Source organism: Pelagicoccus sp. SDUM812002 (assembly GCF_031127835.1).
GTDB lineage: Bacteria > Verrucomicrobiota > Verrucomicrobiia > Opitutales > Opitutaceae > Pelagicoccus.
This window is the reverse complement of sequence record NZ_JARXHX010000006.1, coordinates 21,346-39,120: the sequence shown is the minus strand read 5'-3', so window position 1 is coordinate 39,120 and position 17,775 is coordinate 21,346. Positions and strand designations below refer to the sequence as shown.

General features: G+C 55.0%; 13 protein-coding genes. 9 read left to right on the top strand and 4 right to left on the bottom strand.

Annotation, left to right across the window (positions count from 1 at the left end):
• Positions 1-46 precede the first annotated feature (46 nt).
• On the top strand, positions 47-1,396 hold the full coding sequence (locus QEH53_RS10570; protein ID WP_309023155.1) for a replication-associated recombination protein A: 1,350 nt from the start codon (positions 47-49) through the stop codon (positions 1,394-1,396).
• Positions 1,397-1,505: 109 nt separating this feature from the next.
• A complete protein-coding gene (locus QEH53_RS10565) occupies positions 1,506-1,982 on the top strand; it encodes a YhcH/YjgK/YiaL family protein (RefSeq protein WP_309023154.1) in 477 nt (158 codons plus the stop codon).
• Between the two features lie 56 nt (positions 1,983-2,038).
• Here QEH53_RS10565 and QEH53_RS10560 read toward each other — a convergent pair whose 3' ends face one another.
• Both QEH53_RS10560 and QEH53_RS10555 read right to left on the bottom strand, forming a co-directional pair.
• Complete coding sequence (locus QEH53_RS10560) at positions 2,039-2,758, bottom strand: hypothetical protein (RefSeq protein ID WP_309023153.1); 720 nt, start codon at positions 2,756-2,758, stop codon at positions 2,039-2,041.
• Between the two features lie 312 nt (positions 2,759-3,070).
• The gene (locus QEH53_RS10555) at positions 3,071-4,264 is read right to left on the bottom strand and encodes a pyridoxal phosphate-dependent aminotransferase (RefSeq protein WP_309023152.1); all 1,194 of its coding nucleotides are present in this window, start codon (positions 4,262-4,264) and stop codon (positions 3,071-3,073) included.
• 158 nt (positions 4,265-4,422) lie between these two features.
• Between QEH53_RS10555 and QEH53_RS10550 the strand changes: the two genes are divergently transcribed.
• Positions 4,423-4,608, top strand: coding sequence for a hypothetical protein (locus QEH53_RS10550; protein WP_309023151.1), 186 nt, complete (start codon positions 4,423-4,425; stop codon positions 4,606-4,608).
• 46 nt (positions 4,609-4,654) lie between these two features.
• On the opposite strand, the gene QEH53_RS10545 is transcribed toward QEH53_RS10550, so the two are convergent.
• Both QEH53_RS10545 and QEH53_RS10540 read right to left on the bottom strand, forming a co-directional pair.
• Complete coding sequence (locus QEH53_RS10545) at positions 4,655-5,194, bottom strand: AhpC/TSA family protein (RefSeq protein WP_309023150.1); 540 nt, start codon at positions 5,192-5,194, stop codon at positions 4,655-4,657.
• A gap of 95 nt (positions 5,195-5,289) precedes the next feature.
• A complete protein-coding gene (locus QEH53_RS10540; protein WP_309023149.1) occupies positions 5,290-5,469 on the bottom strand; it encodes a hypothetical protein in 180 nt (59 codons plus the stop codon).
• A 343-nt stretch (positions 5,470-5,812) separates the two neighbouring features.
• On the opposite strand from QEH53_RS10540, the gene QEH53_RS10535 reads away from it, so the two are divergent.
• The 6 genes from QEH53_RS10535 to QEH53_RS10510 all read left to right on the top strand — a co-directional run bounded on the left by QEH53_RS10535 (position 5,813) and on the right by QEH53_RS10510 (position 17,662).
• On the top strand, positions 5,813-7,366 hold the full coding sequence (locus tag QEH53_RS10535) for a cryptochrome/photolyase family protein (RefSeq protein WP_309023148.1): 1,554 nt from the start codon (positions 5,813-5,815) through the stop codon (positions 7,364-7,366).
• A gap of 22 nt (positions 7,367-7,388) precedes the next feature.
• Complete coding sequence (locus QEH53_RS10530) at positions 7,389-8,012, top strand: flavin reductase family protein (protein WP_309023147.1); 624 nt, start codon at positions 7,389-7,391, stop codon at positions 8,010-8,012.
• 194 nt (positions 8,013-8,206) lie between these two features.
• Complete coding sequence (locus QEH53_RS10525) at positions 8,207-8,755, top strand: glutathione peroxidase (RefSeq protein ID WP_309023146.1); 549 nt, start codon at positions 8,207-8,209, stop codon at positions 8,753-8,755.
• A gap of 628 nt (positions 8,756-9,383) precedes the next feature.
• The gene (locus QEH53_RS10520; RefSeq protein ID WP_309023145.1) at positions 9,384-14,729 is read left to right on the top strand and encodes a chemotaxis protein CheB; all 5,346 of its coding nucleotides are present in this window, start codon (positions 9,384-9,386) and stop codon (positions 14,727-14,729) included.
• A 552-nt stretch (positions 14,730-15,281) separates the two neighbouring features.
• Entirely contained in the window at positions 15,282-16,031 is a 750-nt protein-coding gene (locus QEH53_RS10515; RefSeq protein ID WP_309023144.1) for a hypothetical protein, read from the top strand.
• A 161-nt stretch (positions 16,032-16,192) separates the two neighbouring features.
• Positions 16,193-17,662: a hypothetical protein gene (locus QEH53_RS10510; RefSeq protein ID WP_309023143.1), complete on the top strand. Its 1,470-nt coding sequence runs from the start codon at positions 16,193-16,195 to the stop codon at positions 17,660-17,662.
• The last annotated feature ends 113 nt before the right edge of the window (positions 17,663-17,775 follow it).

The following is a 17,775-nucleotide window of genomic DNA, read 5'->3' as shown; positions in this document are numbered from 1 at the left end:
TGATGTTGGCTTTGACGCAGGTGGAGGCCTCGCTCAATTTCTGGGAATGGATGATCAGGCGAGTTTGTTTGGAGCGGAAGAAGAGGTCGCGCTTCGTGAGTGCGATGGCGCCGCGTCGTCGAAGCGCCAGCCGTTGGCGGCTCGACTGCGTCCACGCTCGCTGAACGAGGTCGTCGGTCAGGAGCACATCTTGGCGCCGGGCAAGCTTTTGCCACGTCTGGTGGAATCGAACACCTTTGGGAGTCTGCTTTTCTACGGTCCGCCAGGTTGTGGAAAGACAAGTATGGCGGAGGCGATCGCGGGTGAGACGAAGAGTCGATTCGTACGAATCAATGCGGTGATGTCCAATGTAGCGGAACTTCGCGAGATTCTCTCGATCGCTCGTCGTATGGAGGATAAGGATACGGTACTCTTCATTGACGAAATCCATCGTTTTAACAAGTCGCAGCAAGACTTGCTTTTGCCGGATGTGGAGGCGGGCAACATCCGATTGATCGGAGCTACCACTCATAATCCGGGCTTTTATGTGAATGCGCCGCTTTTGAGTCGCAGTCACTTGTTTCGCTTGAATCCCCATAATGTGGATACAATCGCCGCGGCTTTGTCTCGAGCCCTGACGGACGAGGAACGCGGTCTAGGAGAGCGGAAGCATTCTGCTTCGGCCAGAGTATTGGAAGGTTTGGCAAAACTGAGCGACGGGGACTTGCGGCGCGCCTTGAACGCATTGGAAGTGATCGCGATGGGACTGGACGAGGGTGGCGAGATCACGGATGAAGCGATCAGTGTATTCGCTTCGGAGCGACAGATCCGCTACGACGCGGACGAAGACGAACACTACGATACGATCTCTGCTTTCATAAAAAGCATGCGTGGAGGAAGTCCGGATGCGGCTCTCTACTGGCTGGCCAAGATGTTGAGCGGCGGCGAGGATCCTCGTTTCATTGCTCGCCGCTTGGTGATCTTTGCTTCGGAAGATGTGGGCTTAGCCGATTCGCAAGCATTGCCATTGGCAGTGGCGACTCAACAGGCTTGTGAGTTTGTAGGGATGCCGGAGTGTCGGATCAACTTGGCTCACTGCGTCAGCTACATGGCAGCCGCTCCTAAGAGCAATTCAGCTTACTCAGCTCTCGGAAAAGCGATGGCGTCGATCCAGCAAGGGCCCTTGCAGGAGGTGCCGCTTTGGTTGCGGGACAGTGGGGGGAAGGCTTCGAAGCGATTGGGGAATGCGGAGGACTATGAATACAGCCATAGCTTTCCGGAGAACATCTCGGGACAGGAGTTCATGGAAAAACCGATCCGGTTCCTCGAACTCAAGAACGTGGGAGAGGAGACGGAAATCGCTAAGCGCTTGGCACGCTGGGAGAAGCTGAAGGCGGAGCGGAATAAGGACGCTTAGGTTTCCGGTTTGAGGTATCAGGTCGAGGGTGAGGGGCGGTGGCCCACGTGCTCCCGCGTAGGAATTTCGGTGTTGGAATGTGGAGTGATTTGGATGACTTTGGGTACCTATGATCGTAGACCACATCAATAATTGGAAGCAGTACTCGTTGGGAGAGGCTTGGGAAAAGGTTTTCCATTTTTTGGAAAACCTATCTGTCGACGCAGATGAAAAGGAGTATCCAATCGATTGGGACGAGATCTTCGCTCGTGTGATGAGCTACCAGACGAAGGAGGATACGGATCCGCAGGCCGTATTGGAGGCTCACCGCAAGTACGCGGACGTGCAGATGGCCCTAGTGGGATCGGAACGGATCGCGGTATATCCTACCCATACCTTGGGCTCGAAGGGCGATTATTTACCCGAGCGCGATGTTGAATTCTTCGAGTACGAGATCCCTGCAGGCCTCCAGCTCTCGATGCACCCTGGAACCTTTGCCCTGCTGTTGCCGCAAGATGCTCACATGCCGGGGCTTTTCACGGAAACGAAAGGGGCGGAGGTGAAGAAGGTCGTGGTTAAGGTCCTGCTAGAGCGATTGACTCTGTAGGACGGAAAGGGCGCCGCTTGCGCGTTGATGCGACTTCGGCGAAGTCGTGCACCAGTCTAGTTCACACCGAAGTCTGCGTAGCGGAATAGGTGCAGCATCGAGCGTTCGTTGTGCTTGCTTGAGCAGATTTTTTGGTAGTAGTGCGGCAGTCCGGGGAGATTAATGTTCGCGGAAAAGGTGCGAACGAGCAGGAAGGTGGGCTTGTATCGTTCGAAGTCCATGCCGTCCATGGCGCGATCCTCGTAGCCGGTCAGGTTGAAGATCATGAGCTCGAATTGCTTGTCGAAGTTCGCTCGATCGAGGATGCCCGCGATGGAGTTGGTGCTGACGTAGTGGACTTTCTTCGGCTTCGCTTTTCCGGGACGAGGAGCTTCTAGGGGGCGACCTTGCGTCCGCGCTTCTGCCTCTTGGATGAGCTTTTTGCGCACCGACGCGATGGGCGGCTTGCCTGCGATCTCGATGTAGGAATCCCGCAATAAGCGCTCGGAGGCGGCCACGTTAAGGCTAACAGATGATTTTCGGTTCTTCCGGCAGCGTTGGAAGAGGTGTGGCCAAGGCTCGATGAGCAATCCGTTCCAGCCGAGGACTTTTTCGAGATAGGGGGTGAGCGATCCTTTGAGGCCGTCTCTGGCGCCTACCTCCACGAATTTTCCGCCAGGGGAATTGAGGTGCGGAAAGATCGTTTCCGCGTGAGGACGCAACGCTCCCATGGTAAACGCTCGGTGATAGGCGAGTGAGATGAATCCTTTTTTCTTAGTCTGTTGCTTAGTAGCCACGGTTTAGTTGTTCGCTTCCTTGGTCATTCGACGTAAGCGCGGTTCGGTTAAGCAGGAATTCGGGAAAACCACCTATTGGAGGTGTTTTGGGCTAGGATTCTCACTCTAGGGGATTAGAGGAGGCTCTTTTCACGTTTACGCCTGATTTACAGGTACGGGCAAATCGTGTTAAGCTGGCCCGTACCGGCGGTGGTGGAAGCTGCTGGATTTCTTTAGAAGAAGATATTTTCTCCAAGCAACATTGGAACCCGTAGCCGAGAGGCTGCGGGTTCTTTGCGTTTCCGGATTGCGGCTTGCCCAGTTGTGACGCCCCTACTCTCGCCCAAAGGTTTCGATAGATTCCTTCAACCACGCCTCGTCTGCTAGGCGCAGGAGCTTCTCGCCGGCCGCTCGCAAAGTTTCTTCCTTCTTGGCGAAGTGGAAGCGAACGAAGCGGTGCTCGGGGTCGCGGAAAAAGCTAGAGCCAGGGACTCCAGCGACGCCGACTTCGCGAGCGAACCATTCAGCCGCACGCGAATCGTCGGCGAAGCCGAGCGAAGAAATGTCGACCATTACGTAGTACGCTCCTTGTGGCTCGGTGAAGGGGAGACCGGTTTGGCGTAGAAAGCTCAAAAAGACGTCCCGCTTGCGTGTGTAGAGGTTCTGGAGCTCTTCGTAATAGCTATCGGGGAGTTCGAGGCCCGCCACTGCGGCTTCCTGCAAGGGAGCGGCTGCTCCGACCGTGAGGAAGTCGTGAACCTTGCGGGCTTGGGCGATGACCTCGGGCGACGCGAGCACGTAGCCAAGTCTCCAACCGGTGATGGAGTAGGTCTTGGAGAGGGAGTTGCAGGTGATGACCCGGTCGAAGGCGTCGGGTAGCGAGCAGGCGTAGGTGTGGACGTGCGGCTCGTAGACGATGTGCTCGTAGGGTTCGTCTGTGATGACGTAGGTGTCGTGCTTTTCTGCGAGGTCGAGGATTTCTTGCAGTTCGCCACGGGTGAAGACTTTGCCGGTAGGGTTGGAAGGATTACAAACGACGATGGCTTTGGGCTTTTGATCGAAGGCAGCTGCGAGTTCTCCGCTGTCGTATCCGAAATCTGGAGCGTTCAGGGTGACGTAGATCGGTTCGGCTCCCGAGAGGATGGCGTCTGCAGCGTAGTTTTCATAGAAAGGTGAGAAGACGATGACCTTGTCTCCCGGGTTGCAGGCGGTCATCATGGCTACCATCATGGCTTCGGTACTGCCGCAGGTCACTACGAGGTGCTGGTCGGGATCGACGTGGAGGCCGGTATTGCGGTTTATCTTTTTAGCGAGAGCTTCGCGGAAGCGAGGAGCTCCCCAAGTCACTGCGTATTGATGATGAGGGCCACGGGTCGCTGTTTCGAGTGCGGAAAGAACCGCTTCTGGTGGATCGAAGTCGGGGAAGCCTTGGGAGAGGTTGATGGCTCCGCAACGATTGGCGAGGCGGGTCATCCCGCGGATGACGGACTCGGAGAACTGGGAGAGGCGGTTGGCGGGCGATGGCATAAGGAGGGATATAGGATGAGGCCTTGAGGGGGGAAAGGGCTAAATTAGGCACTAGGCTGGGTGCCGTTCAAGGGGCGGTTGCGACCGTTCGCGGAAAAGTGACTCACAATTGGCGGGAGCTGTAGAAGATGGCTGGCAGAACATTAATTCCTTCTACTATGAATACTAAGACGCTTACGAAAAAGAACATCATCATAGCCCTCGCGATCAACTTCTCTCTGATGGCGATCTCCTACAAACTTGGGTTTTGCCTAGACTACGCTATTCCTTGCACGTTGGTCGGGATGGGGATCCTAGCGGTTGGGTTTTTCAGGAATAAGGTGGCCCATCGCTTTGACCACTGAAAGTAGCTGGTGACGATCTGGTCTTCAAGAGGCTGATCGGTTGCGCTCAGGTGGGTGCGGTCTGTTTTGCGTGATCCAGAACCTCGTGAACGGTCCATTGGTCGTAGGCGTGGACGCCGTATTTGACCGCGACCAAGACTCCGGAATCGTCGATGAGGAAGTCTGCGGGCAGTCCGAGGGGACCGTTTTTCAAGGAGAGGCCGAGACCTTTTTGAATGACACCGCGGAGCCCTTGCCAGATGGCTGAAGGGTGGAGCACGCTTCGGAGAGAGCTTTCGACGCCGAATGACTTGTAATGCGTTTTGTCGGGATCGGCGATTACGTGAAATGGCAGTTTCGAATTGTACCTTAGCAGAGCTTCCGCGCTTGAGTGGAAGAAGACGACTTCCCTGATATGGTTTTCGGCAAGGAGGGAGGCTCCAGCGGCAAAGCTCTGAAGATGCATATCGCAGATGGGGCAGCCCGCGAAGCGGCGGAATTGGAGGTGAGTGAATGCGTGCGTCTTCGAGGGAATTTCCACATTTTCCCCTTCGATCGATATTAAGTGAGAGAAAGGGACCTGTGAGTGAACAGAGAGTTTGGACATGATCGAAAGAGGACCGTGCCAGAGGTTTATTCCAAGAGAAATGAGAAAGAAGCTTCTCTGAACCTAGCTGAACCAGATCGGTTTGCTGGTTCTCGCTAGTTGGCGCGCTTGTCGTGGCGACGGCTGGCGATTATGCAAATCCCGATTGTGAGCCCACCTATCGCAGCGGTATAGGCATCGGGTGTGAGACCATTGGCTTCACCAGGCAGGGCACTGGTGTTTGGAGCTGCATCGAGTGCGGCGAGAGTGAAGAAAATTACGATGTACTTGTACATGCGTCCTAGGGGTGGCGATTACGGTTTGCACTGGAAGGCGTCTCTGGGAGGGGTTCGTTTCAGAGTGGGTACCGGATCCCTCCTTCATAAAAAGTTCAGGGTTAGTCGCCGGTAAGAATGCAGGTTGTAAAGGTATACTGGATACACGTTTTATCCCACGCTTCTTGGAGAATCGGAACTACGCTCAGCCGACTAACCGATCATTGCTCGTAATCGCTCCGCTCGTGCTGCTGCTCTTATCGTAGGCTGCTGACAGAATCTGCATTTGCGGCAGCAGCTCGCTCGTAAAGATTAGTTCCGGCACGCCAACGGCAGACTGCCGGCTTCGTTTCCTTAACGCCGCATGACCTCGCCAAACCGTATCCTTCTCGTCGTCCTCGGAGACCAACTCTCGCTTCGCTTAGCTGCTTTCAAGGAATGCGACGCTGTTTGGATGGCAGAGGTTAGCGAGGAGTCGACTCACGTTTGGTCATCCAAGATTCGCACCGTCCTTTTCTTATCGGCGATGAGGCATTTTGCCAAAGATGTGGAGAAGTCGGGAAAAGAGCTCCACTATGGCCGGTTGGGCGATAAACCGGAGTTCAATTCGCTCGGCTCGGCTCTCGAAGCGTTTTTAGCAGAAACGGATTTCGCGAAGGTTCGGGTGACTCAGCCCGGTGATTATCGAGTGCTGGGAGATCTCAGAAACGCTTGTAGTTCTTGCGGTCTGGTATTGGAGGTCGTGGAAGACGGCTCTTTTTATTCGAGTCCGCTCGGCTTTGCCAAACACGCGGAAGGACGCAAGCAACTGCGTATGGAGTACTTCTATCGTGAGATGCGAAAAAAGCATGCGGTGCTGATGGAGGGAGACCAGCCGGTGGAAGGCAAGTGGAACTTCGACGCGAGTAATCGGAAGGCCTTCGGCAAAGAAGGGCCGGAGCGGCTTTTTCCGCGCATGCGTTTCGCTCCCGACGAAATTACCAAAGAGGTTATTCAGGAAGTGGATACGAGATTCCCTGATCACCCAGGTGACTTGGGCTCTTTTGACTGGCCGGTCACGCGTGAGGAAGCCTTGCGGGCGATGGACAGTTTTATCGAAAACGAGCTGCCGCAGTTTGGAGCTCACCAGGATGCGATGTGGACGGGCGAGCCTTACTTGAACCATTCCTTGTTGTCCTCTTCAATCAACCTCAAGCTGCTCGATCCGAGGGAAGTTGTGAAGGCGGCAGAGACGGCCTACCGTAAGGGAAATGCTCCCATCGAATCGGTAGAGGGATTTGTCCGCCAGCTCCTTGGTTGGCGAGAGTTTGTACGGGGAATATACTGGATGTACATGCCTGACTATATTGATCGCAATGCCCTAGGGAGCGACGAGCCGTTACCCCAGTTCTATTGGGATGGTGATACCGATATGAACTGTATCCGAGATGTCGTGACGCAGACGATGCGGTATGGGTACGCCCATCACATTCAGCGGCTAATGGTGACAGGGCTGTACGCTCTCTTGCATGGTGTGGACCCGAAGGAAGTGCACGCCTGGTATCTGGCAGTTTACGTGGATGCGGTCGAATGGGTCGAGCTTCCCAACACGCTTGGGATGTCGCAATATGCGGACGGTGGCGTGATGGCTTCGAAGCCTTATGTGGCGACCGGCAAGTACATCAAGCGCATGAGCAACTACTGTAGTGGTTGCCGCTTCGATCCGGACAAGAAAAGTGGCGAAGATGCTTGCCCTTTTACGGTGTTGTATTGGGACTTCCTTCACCGACACGAATCCGTTTTGAGTGCGAATCCGCGCATGAGCATGCAGCTAAGGAACTTGAAGCGAATTAAAGAGGAAGAACTGAAATCTATTTCCGAAGCGGCGGAGAAGATTCGATTACAAGCGAGAGAGTCGTCGACCGGTGTGAAGGTCTAGCTATCCGAAACAAAATAAGCGTATGATGCATTTATCGAAAACAGATTTGGAGGCGAGCGACCGTATTCGGCGTCTCAATATCGTAAACTCTATCTCTGGTGTGAAGCCAGCCAACTTGATCGGGACTGTCTCTGAAAAGGGAGTGAAAAACCTAGCTGTATTCAGTTCTGTGGTACATATTGGGAGCAATCCACCGCTCATCGGCTTCGTCTTGCGGCCCGGCGGGGAGGTGCGCCGCCACACCTACGAGAACATCGTGGCGACGGGTGACTATACGATCAACAGCTTGCCGTATGCCTTTGCCCGACAGGGTCACTACACCTCGGCCAAGTTTGATGCGGAGGTTTCGGAGTTTGAGGCAGTGGGTCTAACTCCGGAGTCGCTTGAGGGAACGCAAGCTCCTTTCGTGAAAGAGAGCCCGCTCAAGTACAGTTTGCGTTTTTGCGACGAGATTTCGATCCCCCGCAATGGCACTTCATTGATCGTCGGGGAGGTTCAGGATGTGTACGTCGACGAGAATGCTGTATCGGATAGTGGATACATCGACTTGGCTGGGCTCCGTTGTGCGGGAATCTCTGGCTTGAACAGCTACTACAAGCTGGAGAAGGTCGCCGATTTCCCCTACGCCCGCCCGCATGAGGTTTAGCCTACCGGCTATGCTTGCCTCGGGGCGATGCATCGCTCGAGTGGGGTGATTTACACGAACAAACAGCGATCCCGATCGTTTATCCCCTCGATGCGAATGGCCTCTCGGTTTCACATCGCTCACCTTCTTCGCAATCGTAGCCTGTTATCTCCGTTCTCAGGGTAGACCAAAGCAAACCTTCCAAACCAAACGATATGAAAACACTCACACTGCTCGCCGCCTTTTTCCTCGTCCTCGCTTCTGCTCTCCAGGCTGACACTACGATTTACGATATTCCGCTCGTCGACATTGAAGGGAACGAGACGACGCTAGAAAAGTACAAAGGTAAGACGCTCTTGATCGTGAACGTCGCTTCTAAGTGCGGTTACACGCGGCAGTACAAGGGGTTAGAAGAATTGAACGAGAAGTATGCGAACGAAGGTTTGGTGGTGTTAGGCTTTCCCTGTAATCAGTTCGGAGGGCAGGAGCCCGGCACAGAGGAGGACATCATGGAGTTTTGCTCGCTAACCTATGGGGTGAGCTTCCCGATGTTTTCGAAGATAGAAGTTAACGGTCCGAATCGCCATCCGCTCTACGAGAAGCTCGCAGGAGAGGAATCGCCGTTTCCTGGACAGATCGGTTGGAATTTCAGCAAGTTCCTAGTCAACGGTGAGGGTGAAATCGTGGAGCGTTTCAGTTCCGCGGTCGCTCCGAAATCTGACAAGATGATCTCCGCCATCGAGATGTCGCTGGCGGGTTCCTAGATTCCGCCGTTGGCGGACTTTTTGCGTTCAGCAGAGTCCCCCATTCGATGTCTGAGTTCGCTGCTGACGGCGTTGAGGCCGTATACGAAAAATGGACACGCAATATTGCATCTGGTGGACGGACGAGATCTGTGGGCTTGACAGGAACACGTGGCCTCCGGGCCCAGCAAGGTTGAAATCTTAAAGAGCTGCGTTCCAGGGCTGTCTAGAGGGGCGAGGCAGTTTGATTGCGTCGCGCCATTGGATAGAACGATATACAGTCGATTCAAGCGTCAAGGTTGATTCTGCTTTCTTCGTAGCAACGTGTTTGGTAAGCCGGTCCCATCTATATAAAGGGTTAAATTAATATATCGATTCAGTGTTTGAACGATGACATGGACGATCAGAGAGCGATCAGCCGTTCTGGATCGTTTTAGAGAGTAGTGATCGATTCGAGACGACAGTTATATATTTATATACAAGGCTCAGGCGTGACTCTTATCGAAATATCTGAATTGCGTAATGCATCAGGAGTAAACCCTAGAAAGTTGCAATATGAATGAGAGGTTTAATTTAGCAGACTTTTAGCTAGCGTAACTATTGTGAGGTGGATTAGCGTTTCGAATCCCTGATTTAATAAACCTTATTTATGAGTCATCAGAATTCTGATATAACGCCCTCAGTCATAGTGGGCATTGGAGCTTCGGCTGGGGGGCTTGCAGTTCTGAAACGCTTTGTCTCATCGATCCCCGTCGACTCAGGTTTGGCGTTCGTTGTGGTGCAACACTTGGACCCGAGCCACGACAGCATGTTGGCGGAGCTTCTCGACCGCGAGACTTCGATCTGTGTCAAGCACGCTGAGGATGGGGAAGAGGTTAGGGCAAACGTTGTGTACGTGATTCCGCAAGACACCTACCTTGAACTCAGACGCGGGAAGTTAGCTCTAGTGGAAGCTCAAGATAGCAAGGGCAAGCGAGCAGCGATCGATCATTTGTTCCGGTCCATGGCAGAAGAGCGCCAGGACCGCTGCGCAGGCGTCATTCTCTCTGGAGCGGGGAGCGATGGTACGGCGGGATTGAGGGCGATCAAGGCCGCAGGCGGATTAGCCTTGGTACAAGATCCGGAGGAAGCGGATCATCCGGGTATGCCAGACAGTGCATTACGGGCTAACGCGGCCGACAAAATCGTGCCGATCGAGGATATGCCAGGGATTTTGATGGACTACGCCGCCCATCCTATGTCGTTGCGAGAGAGTTGGGAGGAGGAAGGCGAAGAAACTGATCCTGGCAACGAGCCCGACGCCCAAATGAGTTTGGGCGAAGTCACCGCAATTCTAAAGTCAAATTCGGATTTCGACCTCAGCCAATACAAGCCTGGCACGGTGCAGCGACGCATTGCCCGTCGCATGAGTTCGATCGGTATCCAAGAATATTCCGATTATCTTGAGGAGTTGCGTGAAAGCGAGTCCGAGCGGGAGAATCTCTCGCAGGATTTGCTGATCAACGTGACTGACTTTTTCCGGGATAAGAAGGCCTACGAGCATTTGGAGAAAGTTGTTTTCCCGGCCATTGTGGAGAAACTCGGCAAAAAGGAAGATCTCCGGATCTGGGTTCCTGGCTGCGCCAGTGGAGAGGAGGCGTACTCGCTGGCCATTTTGGCAGCAGAGGCTTTGTCCAAAGCCCGAAAGCGTAATAAAGTTAAGATCTTTGCCACCGACATCGACCACAATGCGATCAAGATTGCTCGCAAAGCCGTCTATCCCGATAGCATCGCCCGCGAGGTGCCGGCAGCCTTCCTAGATCGCTATTTTGCCAAGGCTCATGGTGAGCATTACTATAAAGTGAGGGGCTTCCTTCGAGATACTATTTCGTTCGCCACGCAAAATGTAGCTGGTGATCCGCCTTTTAACCACATGCATCTTATCTCGTGTCGGAACCTCCTCATCTACCTGACGCGGGAGACTCAAGAGCACGTGCTGGCGTCGTTCTACTTTGCGTTGGACGACCCAGCCTATCTTTTCTTGGGTAGCTCAGAGAGCCTAGGCAACCAAGGAGTACTGTTCCGCACGGAATCTAAGAAGTGGCGGATCTATCAGAAAATCCCAGGTCGTACGGGGCATCGGGCCACACTCGGCCGTTTGCATGTTAAACGGTTGGAAAGGGATCGAGGCGGCGATAGGTCCCATAATGGTCCTCGGCCTAAGGCGCGGAACAGCGAGTCCATACCGCGCCCGGACCGGATCCGATTGTCCTTGATGGAGGCGGCAACGCCTCCGTCCATGATGATCGATGAGAACGGGCGGCTCCTCTACAGTCATGGCGATCTCAGCTCCTATACGACGTTTCCCAGTGGTGAACCTCGCAATGAGATCATCCAATATCTTAGGCCATCGTTGCGCACGAGGGTGCGTAGCGGGCTCATTAAGGTACGTCGAACCAACGAGCGAGCGAGTCTGCGCTGTCTTCTGGATACAAAAGGATCCGCGGATGAGAGGGGACGAGTGGTTAATGTGGAACTGCTTCCTCTCGGCGATCAGGAGTATGCAGATGGTTCGGTGGTTTGCCTGGTTTTTCGAGAAGAGGAGACAATCAACGATAGCGAGCGGGAAGCCTTGAACAAGGCGAACGAGTCGAGCGCTCGGGAGCTGGAGCAAGAGCTGACAGAGACCAAGCTGGAATTGCAGAATACGGTCGAGGAGTTAGAGTCTAGTACTGAGGAGTTAAAGGCGGCCCACGAGGAAGCGCTTTCGACCAATGAAGAACTGCAATCCTCGAACGAGGAGCTGGAGGCGAGCGCCGAGGAACTGCGATCGCTCAATGAAGAGCTCAGCACGGTTAATTCCCAGCTGAAGGAAAAGATCGATGAGCTGCATCGAGCGACCAACGATGTGCAGAACTTCTTCGCGAGTACAAATCTTCCCACCGTTTTCCTCAATCCGGACTTATGCGTTGAACGCTATTCCGAAGCTGCGGAAAATCTGCTTAGGATGGGGCCTCCAGATGTGGGTCGCCGGATCGTTTCGTTAGGCCGGGATCTCTTGGACAACGACCTTGAGGAGGAATGTCGGAGCGTGTTGCACAACTTCCAACCGGTTCGCTCTGAAAGGCAGGACGGCAAGGGTCGTTGGTTTGTGAGGCAGATTACGCCCTACCGCACCGAAGACCGTCGCATAGAAGGCGTGGTACTGGTATTTCAGGACATCACCGAACTGCGCGAGCTCCATAAGCGAGCGGAAGGAAGAGAGCGCCAACAGTCGGTAGTGGCCCAGTTAGGCCTCTTGGCCTTGACCGGAGTCGATCCTGAGGAGCTCATGCACCAAGCGGTGCGGCAAGTCGCCCACACGCTCGACGCCGACTTATGCAAACTACTCAAGTACCTGCCAGACGAGAAAGAGCTCGTCATGGTGGCGGGTGTAGGTTGGCGCCCTGGGCTTGTAGGGAAAGCTCGAGTGTCATCCGATCAGAATTCACAAGCTGGATACACGCTCTCAGCTAAGGAGCCCGTTATCGTAAGTCAGCTAGACGATGAAAAAAGGTTTAGTGGCCCCAAGTTGCTGACGGATCATGGCGTCGTGAGTGGAATCAGTTGTGTGATCAACCACTCTCAACCGCCCTTCGGCGTGATTGGCGTACATACGACGAAGCGACGTGAGTTTTCCCAGGAGGACGCAACCTTTTTGCAGTCCGTGGCCAATATGCTCTCTACTGCTGTTCGAACCCGCGAGGCGGGGAATCGCTTGCACGAGAGCGAAGAGAGGTTCCGTTCGCTTGCCAACTCCATCCCGCAACTCGCATGGAGGACCGACGAGACGGGAAGTATCGATTGGTACAACGAGCGCTGGTACGAGTATACAGGAAGCAACTTCGACGAGATGAAAGGGTGGGGCTGGCAGAAGCTCCACCATCCGGACCACATCGAGCGTGTAACAGACCACTTTAAGAATCAGCTATCCCTGCAAAAAGAGTGGGAGGACACCTTTCCCCTGCTCTCCAAAAAGGGTGAGTACCGATGGTTCCTGTCGCGTGCGACCCCCATTCGTGATTCTGAAGGCCGCATCGTGCACTGGTTCGGCACGAACACGGACATCACGGATAAGCTGGAGAGGGAAGCTGCGTTGCAGCAGAGCGAAGATCGGTTGCGTCTTGCTAAAGACTCCGGTCGTTTGGGCCTTTTCGATTACGATGTGAACAAAGGCCATATTGAATGGGAACCTCTTCTTAGCGAAATTTGGGGTCTCGATAAGGATGAGCCAGTTACGCTAGAAGCCTTCTATGACGGTTTGCATCCAGACGATGTTGAAAAGACAGAACAAGCGATCCAAGCATCGACGGATCCTCAAGGCGACGGCCACTACTCAGTAGTCTATCGGGTCATCAATCGCGCGACGGGAGCGCAACACCACGTCAAAGCGAGCGGAATTACACAGTTTCAAGATGGCAAGCCCGTGCGTATGATTGGGCTAGTAGGAGACATCACCGAGGAAGAGAACACCCGACGGCGCTTGGCAGCGAGCGAAGAGAGCCTGCGCTTCACGCTCGAGTCGAATCACATCGGCGTTTGGGAAATGGATTTTGCGACTCAGGAAGCCGTTCGAACGATCGAGCACGACCGAATATTTGGATACGATGAGCTTCAATCAAGCTGGTCATACGAGCGATTCATGGAGCATGTGCATCCAGAAGATCGCGAGCGAGTAGCAGCCTCTTTTGCTAGCGTAAGCGAGACGGAGTTGTGGGATTTCGAGTGCCGTATCCAAACGGCCAAAAACGAAGTTCGGTGGATCTGGGCAGTCGGGAGGCTCACGAGGAATAAATCGAACGAGCCGAACCGGATGAAAGGGTTGGTGCTCGATATCACGAAGCGCAAAGATCTGGAGTCATCGCTCGGCCGGGCGATTGAGGAGCTCCAGGAAACGGACGCGAGGAAGAACGAGTTTCTCTCCATTCTGGGGCATGAGCTGCGTAATCCGCTCGCGGCCTTGAGCTACGGCTTAAGCTTTCTAGAAAATGCCGATGGCAGTACCGAGGAGGTGCTAGGCCTGATGCGCCATAGCGTGACTTCGATGGCGAAACTTTTGGATGACTTGCTCGATCTTAGAAGAGTCACTAAGGATAGTGTGCTGATCGAGAAAACGCCATTGGACCTGTCTAGCGTATTGAAAAATGTAATACGCTCAACTAAAGGTCGGTTTGATGAAAAACATCAGAAATTGAAGGTTGATTTAGCCGAGGGGCTATGCTTGGAAGCGGACCAAGTGCGGCTCGAGCAGGTCTTCAGCAACTTAATGGTGAACGCCTCTAAATTCACGCCGACCGGTGGTTTCATTAGTTTAAGGTCAGAAAGAGTCGCGAACGAGATTCTCGTTGAGGTGACTGACGATGGAGCCGGTCTGCTCCCTGAGGACCTTGAGAAAGTATTCGATCCGTTTTACCAGGTTAAAAACGAGGGCAGCGCTAATTCTGGTTTGGGCATCGGTCTGGCCTTGTGCAACAAGCTAGTGACCCTGCACGGGGGAAGTATACAGGCACATAGCGAAGGCAAGAAGAAGGGCGCTACATTTGAGGTGCGGTTACCCGCAGCCACTCGATTGAACTGGGAGGCTCGCGAAGCTACGTCTGAGCAGAAGTCCGCTTCTGTTCGGGCTGGTCTTAAGGTGCTAATCATCGAAGACAACGAAAGCATATTACTTACCCTGCCGCGGCAAATTCGCGATCTCGGATGCGTCGTTGAAACAGCGCGAACTGCCTCAGAGGGTTTGGAGCGCACTGGAGTCTTTGGCCCAGATGCCATTCTCGTCGACATCGGCTTACCGGATATGACTGGCCATGAGGTAGCTTCTGAACTACGTTCGCGGGGCTTCAAAAACCTTCTTGTAGCGGTTTCTGGATACAGCCACGAAGAGTCGCGAGCCAAGTCGAAGGACGTCGGGTTCGATTATCATCTGGCCAAGCCCGCGAGCATCGGTGATCTGGCAAAGGTATTGGCGGAAGCTTGATCGACGGTTCGTCGAAGCAATCGATGGCAGGAGCGCCCGAACCGCTGACTTGTCAGGGAGGTCACCTTCATCAGCGATCTGGGCAATCAATGCATCGCAGAGATATCTTGCGTTTCTCTCGTCTGCGTACCTCGGCGAGCGAGAGTCGACCTCGATATGGTAGATTCCTGTTTCAAGTTGACTGTGACCCGTACCAGAAGGGAGCGGGGGACTGGGGGGCTGCTTCCACGTTTATAGCGAGACTGGCGATGAAAAGGGAAAAGAGTGTGAGTCGGATCAGCATGAATTGGATATTGTTTACGACACGCACGTTTACGTTGGGGCTCACTATTTGGATTTTATAAGCTCAAGGTGTTAGTCATCGACGTTCGCTCTGCAGGGCGGAGTAATTGCTTAGGGGCGCAACGACTTAGCGTTGCCTTCCGGTGTGTTTGTGGTGGCTTAGGACGGCGGATGTCTGATGCCTTCTGCTAGCTTTGGCGGGTGACGGCGGAAGCGAGCGAGACAACTTTTTTTGAGGGGCAAATTATTGGAGATGAGGCGCCTAGGAATGTGAGCGATTTGGAGGCGTTTCAGGACGTTGACGGATGCTCTGAGATGCAGTGGAATGATGGCATGGCGACCGCTCGTGCAGATGCGGAGTCGGCCAGTCTGGAGGAAGCCTTTGATGGGCTGGGAGTTGAGCGCGTGGCGCCAGCTGAATCGGAAACTCTAGGGACTGGTGTCGACTCTTTGGACGAAGCCCTGGATGGGGGCTTGCGCTCGGGGCTGCTCACGGAGCTGGCTGAAACGGGGGCCAGCTCGGGCGGTCAGGTGCTGTTGCTGCACTTGCTGGCGGGCATGCGGCGGGCGATGCGTTTCGCGGCCTTGGTGGACGGGGCGGATGGCTTCGATCCTCAGTCGTCGCCGCCGGAGCTGCTGGAGCATTTGCTGTGGGCTCGGTGTCGCTCGGCGGGGGAGGCCATGAAGCTGGCGGACGCTTTGCTGCGGGACGAGAATTTGGGCATGGTGCTGGTGGACTTGCGGGGGTGCGAGACGCGGGAACTGCGGCGGGTGAAGTCGGCGGACTGGTACCGACTGCAGCGCTTGGCGGAGCGGTCGGGGGCGTATGTGTGCGTGTTTACGCCGGAGGCGATGATTCCGAGCGCTCAGGTGCGGGTGCGTTTGGCGGGGCAGTATGGGATCGGGGAGATGGATAGCGATCTGCGAGGCTTGGGTTGTGGGCTGGAGTTCGAGGTTTTGCGCAAGCGTACGCGGGAGCGGGGCGGCTTTGCGCAGTTGGTGCGGAGAGCGGTTGGGTGATTTTTGTCTATCAAGGACATGAATAAGAATAAGGGTTAGTGTAATTAATAGTTGGATACGGTAGCTAGATAATGTTTTGTGTGTTACAGGTTCCGAGGCTGGCGTTGCAGGCGGTTTTGAGGGGGGATCCGGATCAGGTTGTGCCTGCTGGTCTCTGCGGCGTGGCGCAAGCGCCAGCCCTACTGGCGGTGGTGGATGCGGAGGCGCGGAAACCGGTGGTGCTGGAGATGACGGAGGGCGCGGAACGGGAAGGCGTGATTGCGGGACTGTCGGTGCCGCAGGCCTTGGCGCGTTGTCCGGAGCTGGTGGTACGGCATCGCTCGCGGCAGACGGAGGAGTCGCTGGAGGATTTGTTGTTTGCTGTGGCTTATTCGCTGTCGCCGCGAGTGGAGCGAGACGGTGCGGGTGAGGTGTTGGTCGACCTACAGGGGACCAAGCTGGAAGAGTCGCTTGAGCGTTGCGGACAGATTGTGGCGGAGCTGTCGGCGATGGGGATCGTGGTAGCCGTTGGAGTGGCGGAGAGCTGCGTGGTGGCGGGATTGGCGGCGAAGTCGGTTGAAGGGAACGTTTTGGTGGTGGGTTCAGGTAGGAGCGACCTTGGTCGCGAATTGGAGGTTGAGGCTTCGTGTCCAAAGTCGCTCCTAAAGGTTCCGCTGGAAAACTTTATGGGTGAGATGCCGATTGGGAATGTTGGTAGTACGCCGCCGCTGTTGGATGTGTTGGGCAAATGGGGAGTGCGGACTGTGTCGGCGTTTGCGAAGTTGGAACGGTCGGCGGTGGGGGCGCGGCTGGGTATGGAGGGGCTGCGGCTTTGGGATCGGGTGACGGGGCACGAGCAGCGGGTGGTCGCGGTGGCGGAGCTGCCGGCGGATTTTAATGAGTCGTGGGAATTTGAATACGATGTGGATTCGGTGGAACCATTGCTATTCTTGCTGAGGCGTTTTTTGGATACGCTGTGCGTAAGGATGCGGGTGGCGCACAAGGTGGCGGCTTTTGCTCGGCTGGATTTGGGGGTGGCTTATGGTGAGCCGATCGTGGTGGAGCAGAAGCTGCCGGAGGCGACGAGCGATGAGGGGGCGTTGTTTTCGTTGCTGGCAGCTCGGCTCGAGGAAGTGGAGACGGAGTCGCCGGTGGCTCGGATGCAGTTGCGGTTGGAGGTGGTTGACTTTAAGCAGCGACAGTTGGGCTTGTTTGAGAGCAGCTTGAAGAATCCGTATCGCTTTACCCAGACTTTGTCGCGGGTGGCGGGGATCGTGGGCGAGGATCGGGTGGGGCGTCCGGTGCTGGAGGAGGATGGGCGTCCGGATGGGGTGCGGATGGAGGAGCTGCCGGCGTCGGTGCCGCCGGTGGGCGAGTTGGACCTGGGGCGGATGTTTGGCATGCCGCTGCGGCGGTATCGGCCGGGCTTGAAGGCGGCGGTGGAGTTTCAGGGACGAGTGCCGATCTGGATACAGTGCGAAAAGGTGTCGGGTTTCGTGAAGGCGGTGCGGGGGCCGTGGTTGCACTCGGGACACTGGTGGGAAGAGGAGGGGGGCTGGAACTGCGTGGAGTGGGACGTGGAACTGAACAAGGGAGGCGTGTATCGCATTTGTAAGGACGAACTGGGATGGAGAGTGGATGGGGAGTATTGAATGGTGAAAAGTGAATTGGAATGAAGAGGGGGCTCTTGCAGTGCTTTTTTGCCCACATATGACGCAGATTTACGCATATGGATTTGGATGATGACTAATAGTAGGATTATAGA

Coding starts and splice junctions, on each gene's coding strand:
- QEH53_RS10570 (WP_309023155.1), top strand. CDS start 47: ATGGATGATCAGGCGAGTTTGTTTGGAGCGGAAGAAGAGGTCGCGCTT.
- QEH53_RS10565 (WP_309023154.1), top strand. CDS start 1,506: ATGATCGTAGACCACATCAATAATTGGAAGCAGTACTCGTTGGGAGAG.
- QEH53_RS10555 (WP_309023152.1), bottom strand. CDS start 4,264: ATGCCATCGCCCGCCAACCGCCTCTCCCAGTTCTCCGAGTCCGTCATC.
- QEH53_RS10550 (WP_309023151.1), top strand. CDS start 4,423: ATGAATACTAAGACGCTTACGAAAAAGAACATCATCATAGCCCTCGCG.
- QEH53_RS10545 (WP_309023150.1), bottom strand. CDS start 5,194: ATGTCCAAACTCTCTGTTCACTCACAGGTCCCTTTCTCTCACTTAATA.
- QEH53_RS10540 (WP_309023149.1), bottom strand. CDS start 5,469: ATGTACAAGTACATCGTAATTTTCTTCACTCTCGCCGCACTCGATGCA.
- QEH53_RS10535 (WP_309023148.1), top strand. CDS start 5,813: ATGACCTCGCCAAACCGTATCCTTCTCGTCGTCCTCGGAGACCAACTC.
- QEH53_RS10530 (WP_309023147.1), top strand. CDS start 7,389: ATGATGCATTTATCGAAAACAGATTTGGAGGCGAGCGACCGTATTCGG.
- QEH53_RS10525 (WP_309023146.1), top strand. CDS start 8,207: ATGAAAACACTCACACTGCTCGCCGCCTTTTTCCTCGTCCTCGCTTCT.
- QEH53_RS10520 (WP_309023145.1), top strand. CDS start 9,384: ATGAGTCATCAGAATTCTGATATAACGCCCTCAGTCATAGTGGGCATT.